This window comes from Streptomyces sp. NPDC059002 (genome assembly GCF_042740435.1).
In the GTDB taxonomy this organism is placed as follows: Bacteria; Actinomycetota; Actinomycetes; order Streptomycetales; family Streptomycetaceae; genus Streptomyces.
Genome location: NZ_JBHYJI010000004.1, coordinates 180803 through 197344 on the forward strand (window position 1 = coordinate 180803; position 16542 = coordinate 197344).

Below are 16542 nucleotides of genomic sequence, written 5' to 3' on the forward strand. Positions count from 1 at the left end.
GGGCAGAGCGTGATCCGGGTACTTCTGGTGCACGACGCCTGTCTACTGCGATTGGCTCTGGCGGAACGACTCGCCCGTGAGCCTGACTTGGAGGTGTTCCATGCGCCGTGGTCACACGCCCACGGCCGACAGCGCACGGTACGGCCCGACCTCTGCGTGGTGGATCTCGACGACGAATCGACCTATGCGCTCACGCCGCTCACCGAGCTGACCGGACCTTCGGCGCACGGCCGCGGCTGCCGGGTCCTCGTCCTTGCCACCGCGAACCGGCCAGGGCAGTTGCGGCGGGCCGCGGAGGCGGACGCGCTCGGCTATGTGAACAAGGCCAGCGCGCCGGAGCGGCTGATCGCCGCCATAAGGAAGGTGGCCGCGGGACAGCGGTTCGTCGACGACTCGCTGGGGTTCGGTTTCCTCAAAGCCGCTCAGATGCCGCTGACGCAGCGGGAGTTGAGCGTTCTCTCACTCGCCGCCGGAGGTGCCTCGGTCGCCGAGATCGCCCACAGTCTCCATCTGTCCAACGGAACGGTGCGCAACTACATGGCCGCGATCACCCGGAAGACCGGGGCGCGGAACAGGATCGACGCGATACGGATCTCGCAGGGCGAGGGGTGGGTGTGACGCGCCCTCCCCCTGCCCCCAGTCGCCCGCGCCGTTGAGATCCCGGTAGAGCGGCGAACACTCCATCAGCTCGTCGTGCCGGCCGCACAGGGCGTGCGCCCCGTCCATCACCAGGACCCGGTCGGCACGGCGGGCCGAGCTGATCCGGTGGGCGATCACCACGAGGGTCCCGCCCGGGCGGGCCGCGAAGGCGCGCTCGGCGCGGGACTCCGCGACCGGGTCGAGATGACAGGTCGCCTCGTCCAGGATCGCCAGCGGGGCGTACGCGAGATAGGCGCGGGTCAGCGCGATCAACTGCCGCTCCCCCGCCGACAGTTCGGCGGGTACGAGTGCGGCGTCGAGCCCGCCGAGCCGCTCGGCGAGCGGCGCGAGACCGATGGCCTCCGCGGCGGCGAGCGCCTCGTCGTCCGGGACCGGGTCCGGCCGCAGGTAGCCCAGGTTCTCGCGGAGCGTCCCCGTGAAGACGTACGCCTCCTGGGGAATGAGCACCCGCCGCGCCACGGCCCCATCGCCGCGCACCGGCATCCCCCCGACCCGCACGTCCCCGGCGTCCGGCACGAGCAGCCCCGCGACGATTCCGGCCAACGTGGACTTCCCGATCCCGCTGGGCCCGACGACGGCGAGGTGCTCACCCCTCGCGAGGCTGAGCCCGAGGTTCCGCAGGACGGGTTCGGCGTGGGGGCCGTAGGCGAAGGTGAGGGAGGAGAGGTGGAGGGCGGGGGGTTCGGGGGGTTCGGGGGCGGGGGCCTGCTCGGCCTCGGGGGCGCGGGCGGAATCGGGGGCCGGGGCGGAATCGAGGGCCGAGGCGGAATCGGGCGCCGAGGCGGAATCAGGTGCCGAAGCGGAATCGGGCGCCGAGGCAGATTCGGGCGCCGGAGCCGAATCGGGCGCCGAGGCAGAATCGGGCGCCGGAGCCGAATCGGGTGCCGAGGCAGAATCGAGGGCCGAGGCGGAATCGGGCGCCGAGGCAGAATCGAGGGCCGAGGCGGAATCAGGTGCCGAGGCAGAATCGGGCGCCGAGGCAGATTCAGGCGCCGAGGCGGAATCAGGTGCCGGAGCCGATTCGGGTGCTGGAGCCGAATCGAGGGTCACGGCTGATGCGGGTGCCGGTTCGCCCGTCGGGGCCTCCCAGACCAGGCGGCGCAGCACGATCGCCAGGCGGGAGCCGCTCGTGCCCAGGCCGTGGACGAGGTTGTGGAGCGCGGGGAGCAGGGCCTGGGTGACGTAGGCGAGGGCGCCGACCAGGGCGCCCGGGGTCACTCCGTTGTCGAGGAGCCAGGGGGCCGTGGCGAGCAGGAGCACCAGGGGGAGCTGGCCGCCGACCGCGAGGGCCGCCGTGCGCAGGATGCCCCAGCGGGCGAGGGCCCCGGCCGCCCGGTACTCCGCGGCGACGCCCCGGCCCAGGTCGTCGGCGACGTCCTGCTCGGCGCCCGCCGCCGCGACGTCCCGCAACCCCGGGCAGACCACGCCCAGTTGGCCCGCGAGTTCCTCGTCGGCGACGAGGAACTCCTCCTGGCGCCTGGCCAGCGGGCGCAGGGTCGCCACGAAGAGCGTGATGCCCGCGACGAGGGGCGGTGCGACGACCAGGAGGAGGAGCGGGTCCAGCGAGAAGAGGCCGACCAGCGCGCCCACCGCCGTGAAGACGAAGGAGCGGGAGACCATCACCAGGCCCGCGAAGGTGTCCCTGGCGATCTCCACCTGCTGGGTGAGCCGGGACACCGCGGCGCCGTCCGCGTCCCGCAGGCCCCGGCCCACGACCTGCCGCACCAGGGAGTCCCGCAGCGGTTCCACCAGGTCGGCGACCGCGCGGTACACCCGGCCCGTGCCGTACGCGGCGACCAGCACGCCGAGCCCCGCGGCGGCCAGCCAGGCGAGGCCGACCCGCTGGTGCCCGGCGAGGAAGCCGTCGTCGAGGGCGTGCGCGAGGGCGTATCCGGTGAGGAACGTCTGGCCGGTCTCCAGGACGGACCAGATCGCGAGCCGCAGCACCACCTGCCACCTGCGCCGCAGGAATCGGACACCCCGGCGGTAGGGGCCCTGCGGGGTCCCGGTAGACGGGTTCACGGGGTTCACGCGCCGAACACCTCCCGGTACTCGGCCCTCTCCCACAGTTCCGCATGGGTGCCCACCGCGCGGATCCGGCCGTCGTGCAGCCAGGCCACCGCGTCGGCGCGGGCGGCCGTCGCGGCGCGGTGGGCGATGATGAGGCGGCTGCGGTGCGGGGTGTGGTGGAGCAGCGCGTCGGCGATGTGGTGTTCGGTGACGGTGTCGAGGCTCGACATCGCGTCGTCGAGGACGAGGAGCCGCCCGCCGCGCGCGAACGCCCTTGCCAGGCCGAGGCGTTGGACTTCTCCGCCGGACAGGGGCGCCCGGGTGCAGCGGGTCGCGTAGCCGTCGGGGAGGCGGGTGATGAAGGTGTCGGCGCGGGCGGCGCGGGCGGCCTCGCGGATCCGGGGCGGCGCGGGGCGCGGGGCGCCGAGGCCGATGGTGTCCTGGAGGGTCGCGCCGAGCAGCGCGGGCCGTTCGAAGGCGTAGCCGACCTCGCGGCGCAGTTCCGCGCGGCTGAGCGAGCGCAGCGGGACCCCGTCGAGGCGCACTTCTCCTTCGTCGGGGTCGGCGAGCCGTCCCGCGAGGGCGGCGAGCAGCGACTTGCCCGCGCCGGAGCGGCCGACCACGGCGAGCGTGCCGCCCGCGGGCACGGTCAGGTCGACGCCGTCGAGCACGGCGCGCCCGCCACGGGTCGCCTTGACGCCCCGCAACTCCAACAGGCCGCCTTCCGGGGGGAGTTCCGCTTCACCGTACGAGGTCGGGGGCGCCGCGATGACTTCCTCGAGGCGGCGTGCCGCGGCCCTCGCCCGCACCAGGCCGCTCAGTTGTCCGACGAGCATGCCGATGCCGGTGGCGAGCACCGCGTAGCGGGAGGCGGCGAGGAGGTCGCCGACGGTGATGCGGTGCCGGATCACGAGCAGGCCCGCCACCGCGGCGACCGCGATCTGCAGCAGCGGCGCGACGGCGACGGCCTGCGCCTGGGAGCGGCCCTGGACCCGCCACATCCGGTGGCCCTGGCGGGCGAGTTCGGGCAGTTCCGCAAGGACGCGCGCCGCCTCTTTCTCCTCGGTGTGCGCCGCGGCGACGGTGCGGGCCCCGCCGATCGCCTCGCTGAGCCGGCCCGCGATGTTCCCCTGGACCCGCTGGTAGCGCGCCACGCAGTCGGAGGAGACCCGTACGAACGTCCGCAGGAGCAGGAAGAGGACGGGCGCCCCGACGACGAAGACCACGGCGAGCCAGCCGTCGATGAGAGCGAGGGCCACCACGGCGCCGACGGGGGTGACGAGGGCGGCGAGGAGCGCGGCGAAGGTGGCGGGCGCGATGCCCGCGTGCGCCGCGTTGTCGATGAGGCGTGCCACCAGGTCGCCGTGGGCGATGCGCCCTGTGGTGCGCGGTCCCACGGCGAGCACATGGCGTACGACGCGGCCGCGCAGCCAGGCCGTGGTGCGGGCGTTGGTGGTGCCGGTGAGGACGCCGTCGACGGCGTCGAGGAGGGCGCTCGCGCCGACCAGTGCGGCGCACACGAGGATCCAGCGGGTGGCGCCGGTGTCGTCGGCGCCGGTCACATGGCCGGTCAGCACGGCGTCCAGGGCGCGGCCGATCGCGAGCGGCAGCAGCAGACCGGCGCCCGCGCCCGCGACGGCGCACAGCGCGAGCACCGCGCAGCGGGCGGCGCTGTAGCGGGTCGCGGCGCCCAACAGGTGGGCGTCGTGGGTGGGTTGGTGCGGACGGGTGGTCGTCGTCGCCATGCGGACCGGGTCCTCGCCGTTCTCTTCGTCGCAGCCGTCGGCCCGGGCGGGCCCCTCGCGGGGTGCCGCCCGGGCCTTCACACCGCGCCCGTCAGGCGCGGCCGTGCGTCAGTGACAGCGGTTGCGCGTCAGAGACAGAGGATGACGCTCGCGTCGCTCCAGCACAGGAGGAGGCTGGCCAGGCTGGCGCCGCCGCCACCGCCGCCGCCACCGGTCATCTCGTCGGATTCCATGCTCTGCAGGTCGAGGAGTGCCATGAACTTCCCTCTCGTTTGGGGGATGTGAATTCCCTATGGGCGGTGTCACGACCCCGCTGAATCGCGGGACCGGCTCTGGGGCCGCCTGAGCGGCGGCAGGAAGGGGACGTGCGCTCCGGTGTCGCCGAGCGCGGTGGCGAGCGCCAGCAGACAGCCCGCCGTCCCGGTGTGGAGATCCATGGACAGGCGCAGCATCTGGTGTCCGGGGAAGGCGAGTTGGCCCGCGTACGACATGGTGAACCAGCCGAGTTCCTCGATCTGCGCGGCCACGTCCTCGGGGGTGATATCCGGTGTGGTGCTGCGGTTGACGTGCAGCAGGAGTCCGGCCCGCCCCTGGAACAGTCCGGGCTGGACGCAGAAGCGGGAGCGGGCCGCGGCAAGGACCCCGGGCCTGGCCGCCTCGAACTGCGCGTCGTCCCGGTGGGCGAGGTAGTCGTCGATGACCATGCCGATGCCGACGCTGCCGTCGCCGAGGTAGGGCATGGTGCGCCAGCCCTCGTTGACGGCGAGGCTGCCGTCGCGCGGCTGGGTCACGCACTGGGCGAGGTCGGCGCGCAGGGCCTTCGCGGCCAGGTCGAGGAGGGCGGGGTCGCCGCCGCGCTCGTAGAGGCGCAGGAAGAACAGGGCGGGTCCGGTGGCGCCGCGGAGCAGTCCCGCGCGGCGCCTGCCGCTCTTCGGCGGCTCGTCGGAGGCGAGCCGTTCGGCGAGCAACTCGGCGGCGCGCAGGGCGTATTGGCCGAGCGACCGCTCGCCGGTGCTCTCCGCGAGGGCGTCGAAGGCGAGGCCGACTCCGGCGAGGCCGCCGTACAGGTCGGAGGGGAGCCGCTGCCAGTTCTCCTGGAGGATGAGTCCCGCGAGGTCGAGGGCGCGGGTACGGTGGCCGAGGCGGTCGAGGACGTGGGCGATGCCCGCGAGTCCGTCGTGGTACCCCAGGGGCGTGCCGGACGGGGTGGGCTCCGTGTGCTTCAGGAGCCAGCGCTCGCCCTCCTCGTAGCGTTCGGCGCCGCTCTCGGCGAGGGCGAGCAGCACTCCGGCCGCGCCGTGCGCGAGGCCGAGCCCGCCGCCCTCGGCGAACTGCGCGATGTCGCCGGGGAAGAGCCGGTCGTCGCGCTCGGGGGTGGCGGAGGCGAGGATGGCCTTGACCATCGAGTCGCGGCTGTACGGCCAGTCGGCGGGGTCGACCAGCGGCGCGGTCGCCCGCGCCGCGGGCCGTGCGGCGCCGCTCGCACCCTCCTGCGGGGCGTCGCGCTCGATCTCGGCCACCGCCTCGTCGAGGAACTCCTGCGGTACGTCGGGGAATTCGGCGGCGATGACCTGTGCGAAGTGGGCGGCCTTGCCCCGGTCGACGGAGAGCAGCGAGGTGATCGGCAGGAAGAGGGCGAGCCGCAGGCAGGCGAGGGCGTAGCGGTCGATGTCGGTGCCCGTGCGGTCGGGCGGCGCGAGGAATCCGGGGTGCGCGACGACCTGGCGGCCCTGGTCGCCGACGGCCGTCGCCGCCTCGAAGTCGAGGAGGGAGACGGACCGTTCGTCGGGCGCGACCATGATGTTGAACAGGTGCAGGTCGTTGAAGACGACGCCCCGCCCGTGCACGGCGGTGACGGCCTCCTCGACGGCGCGGTGCATGCGCAGCGCCCAGGCCGTGTACTCCGAGATGTCGGCGGGGTCGGGTTCGCTGGTGCACAGCGGATGCCGGTGCGCGAAGAAGGAGTTGAGGGTGGACCCTTCGAGGAAGTCCATGACGAGGAAGCGGTGTTCGCCGAGGAGGAACCAGTCGCGGACCTCGGGTGCGACGCCGAGTCCGGAGAGCTTCTCCAGGGCGTCCTTCTCGCGTTCGAGGCGGGTCACGGCGTCGGCGCCGTCGGAGGCGAGGCCCGCGTGCGGGCGGCCTTCCTTGAGGACGACCTTGCTGCCGTCGCGGGTGTCGGTGCCCGCGTAGACGCCGCCGCCGTTGGAGAAGTGCAGGGCCTTCTCGATGCGGTACGGCAGGTCGCCGACGGTCGTCGTGTTGCGTGCCGCGAGCGCCGGTTCGAGGAAGGCGGGCAGCGTCAGCCACGCGGGGACCTTGAAGGCGGGATCGCGCGGGTCGGGCACGAGCCGTCCCTCGCCGTCCTCGATGGCGGGGACGAGGGTGCCCTTGCCGTTGTCGCACATGCGCCGGGTGAAGGCGCCGTACCTGACGTACAGCGGGCCCTGCTCCCAGCGCAGGTCGGTGAGGATGTACGGACCGTCGAACCCTTCGAGGAGCTTGCCCAACTCGTCGAGTATCTCGTGCAGTTGGGACTCGTCGGCCGGGTAGACGGTGGCGAACTTGCCGCTGCTGTCGCGTCCCGCGTACTTGCTGTTGCGCAGGTGGAGCAGGTGTTTGGCGGGCACGAACTTGAAGGGGATGCCGCGCGGCACGCAGTGGTCCCAGACGATCTCCGCGATCCGGCCGGCGTTCTCCAGGGTGGCGGAGACATGGATCTTCCAGCCCTGCAGGGGCGCGGGGAGCGGGGTGCCCGCGTCGTCCACGGGGACGAAGGAGAGCCAGTCGCCGTAGCGTCCGGAGCGCCAGCCCTCGGGCACCGGGCGGCGGGAGGTGGGCAGTTCACGTGCGGCGGCGCTGCGCGTGCCGGTGGCCGGCAGCCGGTCCGGGGTCTCGTAGAAGAGTCTGTCGGCCAGACAGTAGACCTCGTACCGCTTGTCCATGGCGTCCTCTCCCCGCTTGGCGTGGCAGAGAGATTTCCAGGACGGAAACGGGCGGAACAGTCACGACTGTCATCAGATCACCGTGCGGAACGCATGCGTAAAGTGGCGTTCGCCCGTGTTCGAGTGCACAGAATATCCATGGTTCCGTCACATGGCGATGCCCGCGTCGCGATGAATTCAACTCGACGCGGGCATCGGCCTGTTGGGCCTCCGTCTGCTACTCCTCGGGCGGGAAGACGACCTCTCCGCTGCCGGCCAGCGTGATGGTGATCGCCTCGACCGGGCAGCCCTCGGCGGCCTCCAGAATCCGTTCGTTGGCGTCGGTCTCGGGGGCGGTGGGGTGCGACTGGCGGGCGGAGTCGAGCGTGAATCCGCCGGGCGCGGTGGTCACGCACATCCCCGATCCGATGCAGACCGACCGGTCGACCTCGACGTGCCAGCGGTCGCCCATCAGGCGCCACTCCCCTCGTAGCCGGCCGGGAGGTGGATCATCTTGTGCTCGAAGTACTCGGCGTACCCCTCGGGCCCGAACTCCCGCCCGAGGCCGGAGTTCTTGTAGCCGCCGAAGGGTCCGAGCATGTCGAGGCTGAAGGTGTTCACGGAGTACGTTCCGGTGCGCACCTGCCGCGCGACCTCGATGCCGCGCTCGACGTCGGCCGTCCAGACGCTGCCGCTGAGCCCGTAGTCGGAGTCGTTGGCGATCTTCACGGCCTCCGCCTCGTCTCCGTACGGCAGCAGGCAGATGACAGGGCCGAAGATCTCCTCGCGGGCGATGCGCATGGAGTTGTCGACGTCGCCGAAGAGCGTCGGCTCGACGTACCACCCCTGATCGAGCCCGGCCGGACGGCCGCCGCCCGCGAGGATCTTGGCGCCCTCCTCCTGGCCGATGCGGATGTAGTCGAGGGAGCGCTGCTGCTGCCGCTTGGCGACCAGCGGGCCGAGTTCGGTGGCGGGGTCGAGGGGGTCGCCGACCTTGAGGGCGGACGCGGCGGCGGCGAAGGCCTCGGCGAACTCGTCGTAGCGGGTGCGCGGCACGAGGATGCGGGTCTGGGCCACGCACGCCTGGCCGTTGATCATCCAGGCGAAGGGCGCGATGCCCGCGACGGCGGTCGCCGCGTCGGCGTCCGGCAGGACGACGGCGGCGGACTTGCCGCCCAGCTCCAGGGTGACGCGGGTGAGATGGCGGGCAGCGACCTCCATGACGCGTTTGCCCGCGGCGACGGACCCGGTGAAGGACACCTTGTCGACGCCGGGGTGCGCGACGAGGTACTCGCTCACCTCGCGGTCCGCGCAGATGACGGAGAGCACGCCCCGCGGCAGTCCGGCGTCGGCGGCTATCTCGGCCAGGATGTACGCGTCCAGGGGCGCTTCCGGCGAGGTCTTGAGGATCACCGGGCAGCCGGCGAGCAGTGCGGGCGCGAGCTTGGCGGCCGCGGTGAACTGCGGGACGTTCCAGGGCACGACGGCCGCGACCACGCCGACCGGTTCGCGCCGCACGAGCAGTTTCCCGAGGACTCCGTCGCGCGCCTCCTCGTAGGTGAAGTCGCGGGCGACGGTGAGCGCCGCGTCCCACGCCATCATCGCGGCGAGCGCCTGCACCATCACGCTGGAGGTGTACGGGGTGCCGTTCTCCGAGCTGATGACGCGGGCGATCTCCTCGTGGCGCGCGGCGATCCCGTCCTTGATCCTGGTGACGACCCCGATCCGTTCGTCCAGGCTCATCCGGGGCCAGGGCCCGTCGTCGAACGCCTTGCGCGCGGTGGCGACGGCGCGGTCCACGTCGGCGGGGGCGGCGTGCGGCACGCGGGCGAAGACCCGCCCGGTGTGCGGCGATACGACGTCGATGACGTCCTTGCCGAGCGGGTCGACCAACTCCCCGCCGATGAACAGCTGTCCGTGTTCCACGAGCTCGGTCATGGCTGACTGCCTCCTGCGGAGCGCTTTCTGACACCGTTTCAGAACTGATACCAGTTCTAGTTGGAGGAGTCCACGGACGGAACGGGCAACTCCACCGCCGTTCGGTCGACTTGGGCGACCATTGAAACTAGTTCTAGTTATAGTGGCGGCACCGGCGACACCAGGCGCGGCACCCGGCGACGAAAGACGAGGCCCCCATGACCCTGCAGGTGACCGACCCACCGGTGATCGAGCACGGCGGCGGCGTCTGGAGCATCAAGGTCCCCATCCCCGACAACCCCCTCGGATTCACCCTCGTCCACCTCCTCGACACCGATCGCGGACCCGTCCTCATCGACACCGGCTGGGACGACCCGACGTCCTGGCACACCCTCACCGCGGGACTCGCCCGCTGCGGCGTCACCGTCGCCGATGTGCACGGCGTGGTCGTCACCCACCACCACCCCGACCACCACGGCCTGTCCGCGAAGGTCCGCGACGCGTCCGGGGCCTGGATCGCGATGCACGAGGCGGACGCCGACGTGGTGCGGCGCACCCGCGCCAACCCGCCCGACCGCTGGTACGCCTACATGGCCGCGAAGCTGCTGGCCGCAGGCGCCCCCGCCGAACACGTCGCCCCGCTGGTCCGCGCCGCCGAGGAGGGCCGCCCCCGCAGGCTCCCCGGCCTCGACCCCGCGCTGCCCGACCGCGCCATCACCCCGGGCGAACTCCTCGACCTGCCGGGCCGCCGCCTGCGCGCGATCTGGACCCCGGGCCACACCCCCGGCCACGTCTGCCTGCACCTGGAGGAGGAGCACCCCTCCCGCCTGCACGGCAACGGCCGTCTCTTCTCCGGCGACCACCTGCTCCCCGGCATCACCCCGCACATCGGCCTGTACGAGGACCCCGACGACCACACCGTGACCGACCCCGTTGGCGACTACCTCGACTCCCTGGAACGGGTCGGCCGCCTCGACCCCGCCGAGGTCCTGCCCGCCCACCAGCACGCGTTCACCGACGCCCCCGCCCGCGTCCGCGAACTCCTCGCCCACCACGAGGACCGCCTCACCGGACTGCTCGGCCTGCTCGCCGAGCCCCTCACCCCCTGGCGGCTCGCCGAGCACATGGAGTGGAACCGCCCCTGGTCCGAGATCCCCTACGGCTCCCGCAACATCGCGGTGTCGGAGGCGGAGGCCCATGTGCGGCGCCTGGTGAAACTGGGCCGCGCGGAGGCCGTGCCCGGCAGCGACCCGGTCGCGTACGTGGCGGTGTGACTCCCCGCCGCCCGGCCGCCCCTGGTACGGGCCGGTAGAGTGGGCGCGTCGTCCTCACGCCCGTACAGGGGGAAGCCGGTGCGAATCCGGCGCTGACCCGCAGCCGTATACACCGCTCCCGCGGTACAGCCGGAATGCCCGGTGCGGAACGTGACCGGCTCGCTTCATCGGGGCCCCCGATGAGCGGCACCGTCGAGGTATACGGAGCCGGAGCCGCCCGGAAGCCGTGCTCGCAACGGTCCGTGCCGCCCCGCTCCCCGCAGGGAGAGGCAACCCGCCGCATCATGAACGTTCGCCGCAGCGCAGCGGTCCTGGCCGCCGTCGCCGTGTTCGGTTCGGTGGCCGCACCGGCCGCCTTCGCGGACGACGCGTCGCCGTCGCCCGCGCTTCCCTCGGGCCTCTACGGCAAGACCGACCCCAAGTTCGACGGCGTCTTCCGGCAGTCGTACGCCCTGCTCGCCCAGCACACCGAGGGCGTCAAGCCCGCCGCCAAGGCCGTCGACTGGCTGACCGGGCAGCAGTGCGCGAGCGGCGGCTATGCCGCCTACCGCGCGGACGCCGCCGAGCCGTGCAACTCCAAGACGACGGTCGACAGCAACTCCACCGCCGCCGCCGTGCAGGCCCTCGCCGCGCTCGGCGGCGAGCAGAAGACGGTCAAGAAGAGCGTCGACTGGCTGAAGTCCGTACAGAACAAGGACGGCGGCTGGGGCTACAACCCGGGCCTGCCCACCGACGCCAACTCCACCGGCATCGTGATCGGCGCCCTCGTCGCGGCGGGCGAGAACCCCGCCGACGTGAAGTCCCAGGACGGCAAGTCCGCCTACGACGCGCTGCCGAAGCTCGCCATGGACTGCGACAAGGACGGCGGCGCCTTCGGCCTCGCCGACGCCAAGTCCGGCAAGCTCGCGCCGAACGCCGACGCCACCGCGGCCGGCGTGCTCGGCAGCCTCGGCAGGGGCCTGGTCGTGGCGCCGCCCAAGAAGACCGAGCCCGCCGGGACCAAGTGCGCGAAGCCGGACACCGCCACGCAGGCCGCCAGCAACGGCACCGGCTATCTGCTCGACACCCTCGGCAGGACCGACGACCACCTGATGTCCGCGATGCCGGGCGCCAAGGAGCAGCCGGACTTCGGCAACACCGCCGACGCCGTGCTGGCCCTCGCCGCCGCGGGCCAGCAGGACCAGGCGGAGAAGTCCGCCGAGTGGCTCGCGAAGAACTCCGCGGACTGGGCGAAGCAGTCGGGCCCCGCCGCCTACGCCCAGCTGATCCTCGCCGCCAACGCGGCGGGCCTCGACGCCCGTGACTTCGGCGGCGCCGACCTCGTCAAGCAGCTCAACGCCACCGGCCCGGCCCCGGAGAGCGCGTCGAAGTCCCCGGCCGCGTCGGACGAGGAGAAGAAGGACGACGACGGCGGCGTCAGCATCTGGTGGATCATCGGCGTCGGCCTGGTCGCCGGCATCGGCATCGGCTTCCTCTACAGCGGCAACCGCAAGAAGCAGCAGCTGTGACCCCGGGCCGTGCGCGGCGCGGGCGCCCGGTGGTCGTGGCGCTCGTCGCCGCCCTGCTCGGCATCCTCGCCGCCGCGCCCGCCCAGGCCGCGGGCTACCGCTACTGGTCGTTCTGGGACCGCGACGGCGACTCCTGGGTGTACGCGACCCAGGGCCCCGGCACCGCACGGCCCGATGACGGCGACGTCCAGGGCTTCCGCTTCGCCGTCTCCGAGGACTCCAAGGACGCGGCGAAACCGCGCGGCCCCGCGGACTTCGACGACATCTGCGCGAGCACTCCCGCCAAGGACGGCCGCAAGCGGGTCGCCCTCGTCATCGACTTCGGCCTGCCCAAGGACGCACCCGACGGCGAGCGGCCGCCCGCGCCGCGGCAGGCCTGCGCGCAGGTCGCCGAGGACGCCACCAGCGCCGAGGCCCTCGCCTCCGTCGCCAAGTCGCTGCGCTACGACAACCACGCGCTGCTGTGCGCGATCTCCGGCTACCCGAAGGCGGGCTGCGGCGAGCAGGTGTCCGGCGACGGCAGCGCGCGGAAGGAGACGGCCGCGCAGGACGAGACCGGCAAGGACGACGACGGCGGGCCCTCCGTCGGTCTGATCGCCGGGGTCGCCGTCGTCGCGGTGCTCGGCGGTGCCGCGATCTGGCAGGCCCGGCGCCGTCGCGGCTGACGCGGCCCGGACACGGACACGGACAGCACGATGACGGACCACGGCAGGAGCACGCCCGGCGCCCTCAAGCGACGCCTGGCCCCCGAGGCGCACCGGAGCAACGCCCTGCACCCGGGCGCCTGGTGGATCTGGGCGCTCGGCCTCGGCACCGCGGCGTCACGGACGACCAACCCGCTCCTGCTCGGCCTGCTGATCGGCGTCGCCGGTTATGTGGTGGCGGCGCGGCGGACGTCCGCGCCCTGGGCGAAGTCGTACGGCGCGTTCGTGAAGCTGGGCCTCTTCGTGATCGGGATCCGGCTTGTCTTCGCGATCGTGCTCGGCTCTCCGATCCCCGGCACGCACACCGTCGTCACCCTGCCCGAGGTGCCGCTGCCCGACTGGGCGAAGGGCGTGCGGATCGGCGGCCGGGTCACGGCCGAGGGCCTGCTCTTCGCGCTGTACGACGGGATCAGGCTCGCGGGCCTGCTGATCTGTGTCGGCGCGGCGAACGCCCTGGCCAGCCCGGCGCGGCTGCTCAAATCGCTGCCCGGCGCGCTGTACGAGGCCGGGGTCGCCGTCGTCGTGGCGATGACCTTCGCGCCGAACCTGATCACCGACGTGCAGCGGCTGCGGGCCGCGCGACGGCTGCGCGGCCGCCCCGACAAGGGGATCCGGGGGCTGCTCCAGGTGGGCCTGCCGGTCCTCGAAGGCGCCCTTGAGCGGTCGGTCGCGCTGGCCGCCGCGATGGACGCGCGCGGCTTCGGCCGCAGCGCCGCCGTGCCCGCCGGGGTGCGCAGGGCCACGGCAGTGCTGACGCTCGGCGGACTCATGGGGGTGTGCGTGGGGACGTACGGACTACTGACCGCGCAGGGCGCCTCGTACGGTCTGCCCGTGCTGATCGCCGGGCTGCTCGCCGCGCTCGGCGGGCTGCGGCTCGGCGGCCGCAGGGCCGTGCGCACCCGCTACCGGCCCGACCCGTGGGGCGTGCGCGCCTGGCTGGTCGCCGGGTCGGGGATCGCGGTCGCGGGCCTGATGATCTGGGCCGCTTCGTACGATCCGGCCGCCCTGCACCCCGGCGTCGTGCCGCTGACCGCGCCGACGCTGCCGCTGTGGCCCGCGGCGGCGGTCCTGATCGGTCTGCTGCCCGCGTTCGTGGCGCCGGTGCCGTCCGAGGCGTCGGCACCCGTACGCGCCGGGCGCCCGGCCGCCGCACCGGAGCCCGCCCCGGTGGAAGCCCCGCCGGAGAAGGCGTCGCCCGCCGCCTGGCGCGGGAGCGTGCCCTCGCCCGTGCCGCCCGAGCCCAGCCCCTCCGTACCTCCCGAGGAGACGTCATGATCCGCTTCGAGGACGTCTCCGTGACCTACGAGGGGGCGCCCGGCCCCACCGTCCGCGGGGTCGATCTCACCGTCCCCGAAGGCGAGTTGGTGCTCCTCGTCGGCCCCTCGGGAGTCGGCAAGTCGACCCTGCTCGGCACGGTGAGCGGACTCGTGCCGCACTTCACCGGCGGCACCCTGCGCGGCCGCGTGACGGTGGCGGGCCGTGACACCCGCACGCACAAACCCCGCGAACTCGCCGACGTGGTCGGCACGGTGGGCCAGGACCCGCTCTCGCACTTCGTGACGGACACGGTCGAGGACGAGCTGGCGTACGGCATGGAGTCGCTCGGCCTGGCCCCCGACGTGATGCGCCGCCGCGTCGAGGAGACCCTGGACCTGCTCGGCCTCGCCGACCTGCGCGACCGCCCCATCGCGACCCTCTCGGGCGGCCAGCAGCAGCGCGTCGCGATCGGCTCCGTCCTCACCCCGCACCCCCGGGTCCTCGTCCTCGACGAGCCGACGTCCGCGCTCGACCCGGCCGCCGCCGAAGAGGTGCTCGCCGTACTGCAGCGCCTGGTCCACGACCTCGGCACCACCGTCCTGATGGCCGAGCACCGCCTGGAGCGCGTCGTGCAGTACGCGGACCAGGTGCTGCTGCTCGCGGCCCCCGGCGAACCGCCGGTGCTCGGCGACCCCGCCGCGCTGATGGCCCGCTCCCCCGTCTTCCCGCCCGTCGTCGCCCTCGGCAGGATCGCGGGCTGGTCGCCGCTGCCGCTGACCGTGCGCGACGCGCGGCGCAGGGCGGGCGCGCTGCGGGAGCGGCTCGCGGCGGCCGGGCCGCGCGCCGAACCCGCCCCGGAGGAGGTGGCGGGGCGCGGGCCCCGGCTGCGCAAGGGACGTACACCCGACGAGCTGACGGCGGCGACGACCGCCGCCGTCTCCCGTCTCGCCGTGCGCCGCGGCCGCGTCGAGGCGCTGCGCCACGTCGACCTCACCGTCACGCCCGGCGAGACCGTCGCCCTGATGGGCCGCAACGGCGCGGGGAAGTCCACCCTCCTGTCCACCCTGGTCGGCCTGCTCGAACCGACATCGGGCACGGTCCGCGTCGGCGGCGCCGTCCCCCACCGCACCGCCCCGCGCAAGCTGATCCGGCACGTGGGCCTGGTCCCGCAGGAACCGCGTGACCTCTTGTACGCGGACACGGTGGCCGCCGAGTGCGCCGCCGCCGACCACGACGCGGACGCCGAGCCCGGGGTGTGCCGCGCCCTGGTGAGCGAGCTGCTGCCCGGCATCGCGGAGGACACGCACCCCCGCGACCTCTCCGAGGGCCAGCGCCTCGCGCTCGCCCTGGCGATCGTCCTGACCGCACGCCCTCCCCTTCTCCTGCTCGACGAGCCGACCCGCGGCCTCGACTACGCGGCCAAGGCCCGCCTGGTCACGATCCTGCGGAACCTCGCCGCCGACGGCCACGCCATCGTCCTCGCCACGCACGACGTGGAGCTGGCCGCCGAGATCGCCCACCGCGTGGTGATCCTCGCGGACGGCGAGATCGTCGCGGACGGCCCGACCGAGCAGATCGTGGTGTCGTCGCCGTCCTTCGCGCCCCAGGTCACCAAGATCCTGGCACCGCAGGAGTGGCTGACCGTGACGCAGGTGCGCGAGGCCCTCGGCACGGCGGGGGCGGCGTCGTGACCGCTCCCGCGCAGGCCCAGGCCCGCCCCATCCGTCTCGGCCGCCGCTCGATCGCCGCGCTCGCCCTGGTCAGCGCCGTGGGCGTGGTCGCCTTCGGGTGGCCGCTGCTCGCGGGCCCGAACTCCGGGTTCAGCGAGCACGCGCAGGACGCGCCGTGGCTGTTCGCGGCGCTGCTTCCGCTGCTGCTCGCCGTGGTGGTGGCGACCATCGCGGACGTGGGGCTCGACGCGAAGGCCATCGCGATGCTCGGGGTGCTCGCCGCCGCGGGGGCGGCGCTGCGGCCGCTGGGCGCGGGCACCGCGGGCATCGAGCCGATGTTCTTCCTGATGGTGCTGAGCGGGCGGGTGCTCGGACCCGGCTTCGGGTTCGTGCTCGGGGCGGTGTCGATGTTCGCCTCGGCGCTGCTGACCGGGGGCGTGGGCCCGTGGATGCCGTTCCAGATGCTGTCGATGGGCTGGGTCTGCATGGGCGCGGGGCTGCTGCCGGGCCCCGATTCCCTGCGCGGGCGGCGCGAGCTGGGGCTGCTCGCCGGGTACGGCGCGGTGTCGTCGGTCCTGTACGGCACGGTCATGAACCTTCAGGGCTGGCCCTATCTGGGCGGCCTGGCCACCGGCGTCTCCTTCGTGCCGGGCGACCCGCTCGCCGACAACCTCGGCCGTTTCCTCGCGTACTGCCTGGCCACCTCGCTCGGCTGGGACCTGCCGCGAGCCGTCGTCACGGTCCTGCTGAGCCTCGCGCTGGGGCCCGCGGTCCTGAAGGCGCTGCGCCGGGCCACGCGCCGGGCCGCGTTCGAGGCGCCGGTCACATTCGAGGCGCCGAAGCCGTAGGGGGCCCTGCGCTCTCCGTTACATG

The 16542-nt window shown here is 73.7% G+C and carries 12 protein-coding genes, 1 pseudogene and 1 riboswitch; of the genes and pseudogenes, 7 read left to right on the plus strand and 6 right to left on the minus strand.

Annotation, left to right across the window (positions count from 1 at the left end; genetic code table 11):
• Positions 1-9: 9 nt before the first annotated feature.
• A complete protein-coding gene (locus ACFWZ2_RS06215; protein ID WP_384542562.1) occupies positions 10-618 on the plus strand; it encodes a DNA-binding response regulator in 609 nt (202 codons plus the stop codon).
• Positions 619-861: 243 nt separating this feature from the next.
• On the opposite strand, the pseudogene ACFWZ2_RS06220 reads toward ACFWZ2_RS06215, so the two are convergent.
• The 6 genes and pseudogenes from ACFWZ2_RS06220 to ACFWZ2_RS06245 form a co-directional block, all read right to left on the minus strand.
• Positions 862-2280, minus strand: a pseudogene (locus ACFWZ2_RS06220) (ATP-binding cassette domain-containing protein); the annotation flags it as partial.
• A 407-nt stretch (positions 2281-2687) separates the two neighbouring features.
• Positions 2688-4415: an ABC transporter ATP-binding protein gene (locus ACFWZ2_RS06225; RefSeq protein ID WP_384542565.1), complete on the minus strand. Its 1728-nt coding sequence runs from the start codon at positions 4413-4415 to the stop codon at positions 2688-2690.
• 128 nt (positions 4416-4543) lie between these two features.
• Entirely contained in the window at positions 4544-4672 is a 129-nt protein-coding gene (locus ACFWZ2_RS06230) for a SapB/AmfS family lanthipeptide (protein WP_384542568.1), read from the minus strand.
• 45 nt (positions 4673-4717) lie between these two features.
• Positions 4718-7360, minus strand: coding sequence for a class III lanthionine synthetase LanKC (gene lanKC / locus ACFWZ2_RS06235; RefSeq protein ID WP_384542571.1), 2643 nt, complete (start codon positions 7358-7360; stop codon positions 4718-4720).
• A 217-nt stretch (positions 7361-7577) separates the two neighbouring features.
• Positions 7578-7811, minus strand: a complete 234-nt coding sequence (locus ACFWZ2_RS06240; protein ID WP_384542574.1) for a ferredoxin — start codon at positions 7809-7811, stop codon at positions 7578-7580.
• Entirely contained in the window at positions 7811-9277 is a 1467-nt protein-coding gene (locus ACFWZ2_RS06245; RefSeq protein WP_384542577.1) for an aldehyde dehydrogenase, read from the minus strand. The genes ACFWZ2_RS06240 and ACFWZ2_RS06245 overlap by 1 nt, the downstream gene beginning before the upstream one ends.
• Positions 9278-9474: 197 nt before the next feature.
• On the opposite strand from ACFWZ2_RS06245, the gene ACFWZ2_RS06250 reads away from it, so the two are divergent.
• The 6 genes from ACFWZ2_RS06250 (at position 9475) to ACFWZ2_RS06275 (ending at position 16517) form a co-directional block, all read left to right on the plus strand.
• A complete protein-coding gene (locus tag ACFWZ2_RS06250) occupies positions 9475-10530 on the plus strand; it encodes an MBL fold metallo-hydrolase (protein WP_384542580.1) in 1056 nt (351 codons plus the stop codon).
• A 34-nt stretch (positions 10531-10564) separates the two neighbouring features.
• Positions 10565-10691: riboswitch (cobalamin riboswitch) on the plus strand.
• A gap of 123 nt (positions 10692-10814) precedes the next feature.
• Positions 10815-12038, plus strand: coding sequence for a prenyltransferase/squalene oxidase repeat-containing protein (locus tag ACFWZ2_RS06255; protein ID WP_384542583.1), 1224 nt, complete (start codon positions 10815-10817; stop codon positions 12036-12038).
• Positions 12035-12703 (plus strand): SCO2322 family protein, encoded by a 669-nt coding sequence (locus ACFWZ2_RS06260; protein WP_384542586.1) that lies wholly within the window; start codon positions 12035-12037, stop codon positions 12701-12703. Before ACFWZ2_RS06255 ends, ACFWZ2_RS06260 begins: the two co-directional genes overlap by 4 nt.
• A 30-nt stretch (positions 12704-12733) precedes the next feature.
• A complete protein-coding gene (locus ACFWZ2_RS06265; protein ID WP_384542589.1) occupies positions 12734-14017 on the plus strand; it encodes an energy-coupling factor transporter transmembrane component T in 1284 nt (427 codons plus the stop codon).
• Positions 14014-15690 carry an ABC transporter ATP-binding protein gene (locus tag ACFWZ2_RS06270; protein WP_384542592.1) on the plus strand — a complete coding sequence of 559 codons (1677 nt, stop codon included), beginning with the start codon at positions 14014-14016 and terminating at the stop codon, positions 15688-15690. Before ACFWZ2_RS06265 ends, ACFWZ2_RS06270 begins: the two co-directional genes overlap by 4 nt.
• A complete protein-coding gene (locus tag ACFWZ2_RS06275) occupies positions 15687-16517 on the plus strand; it encodes an ECF transporter S component (RefSeq protein ID WP_384542595.1) in 831 nt (276 codons plus the stop codon). The genes ACFWZ2_RS06270 and ACFWZ2_RS06275 overlap by 4 nt, the downstream gene beginning before the upstream one ends.
• Positions 16518-16542 lie beyond the last annotated feature (25 nt).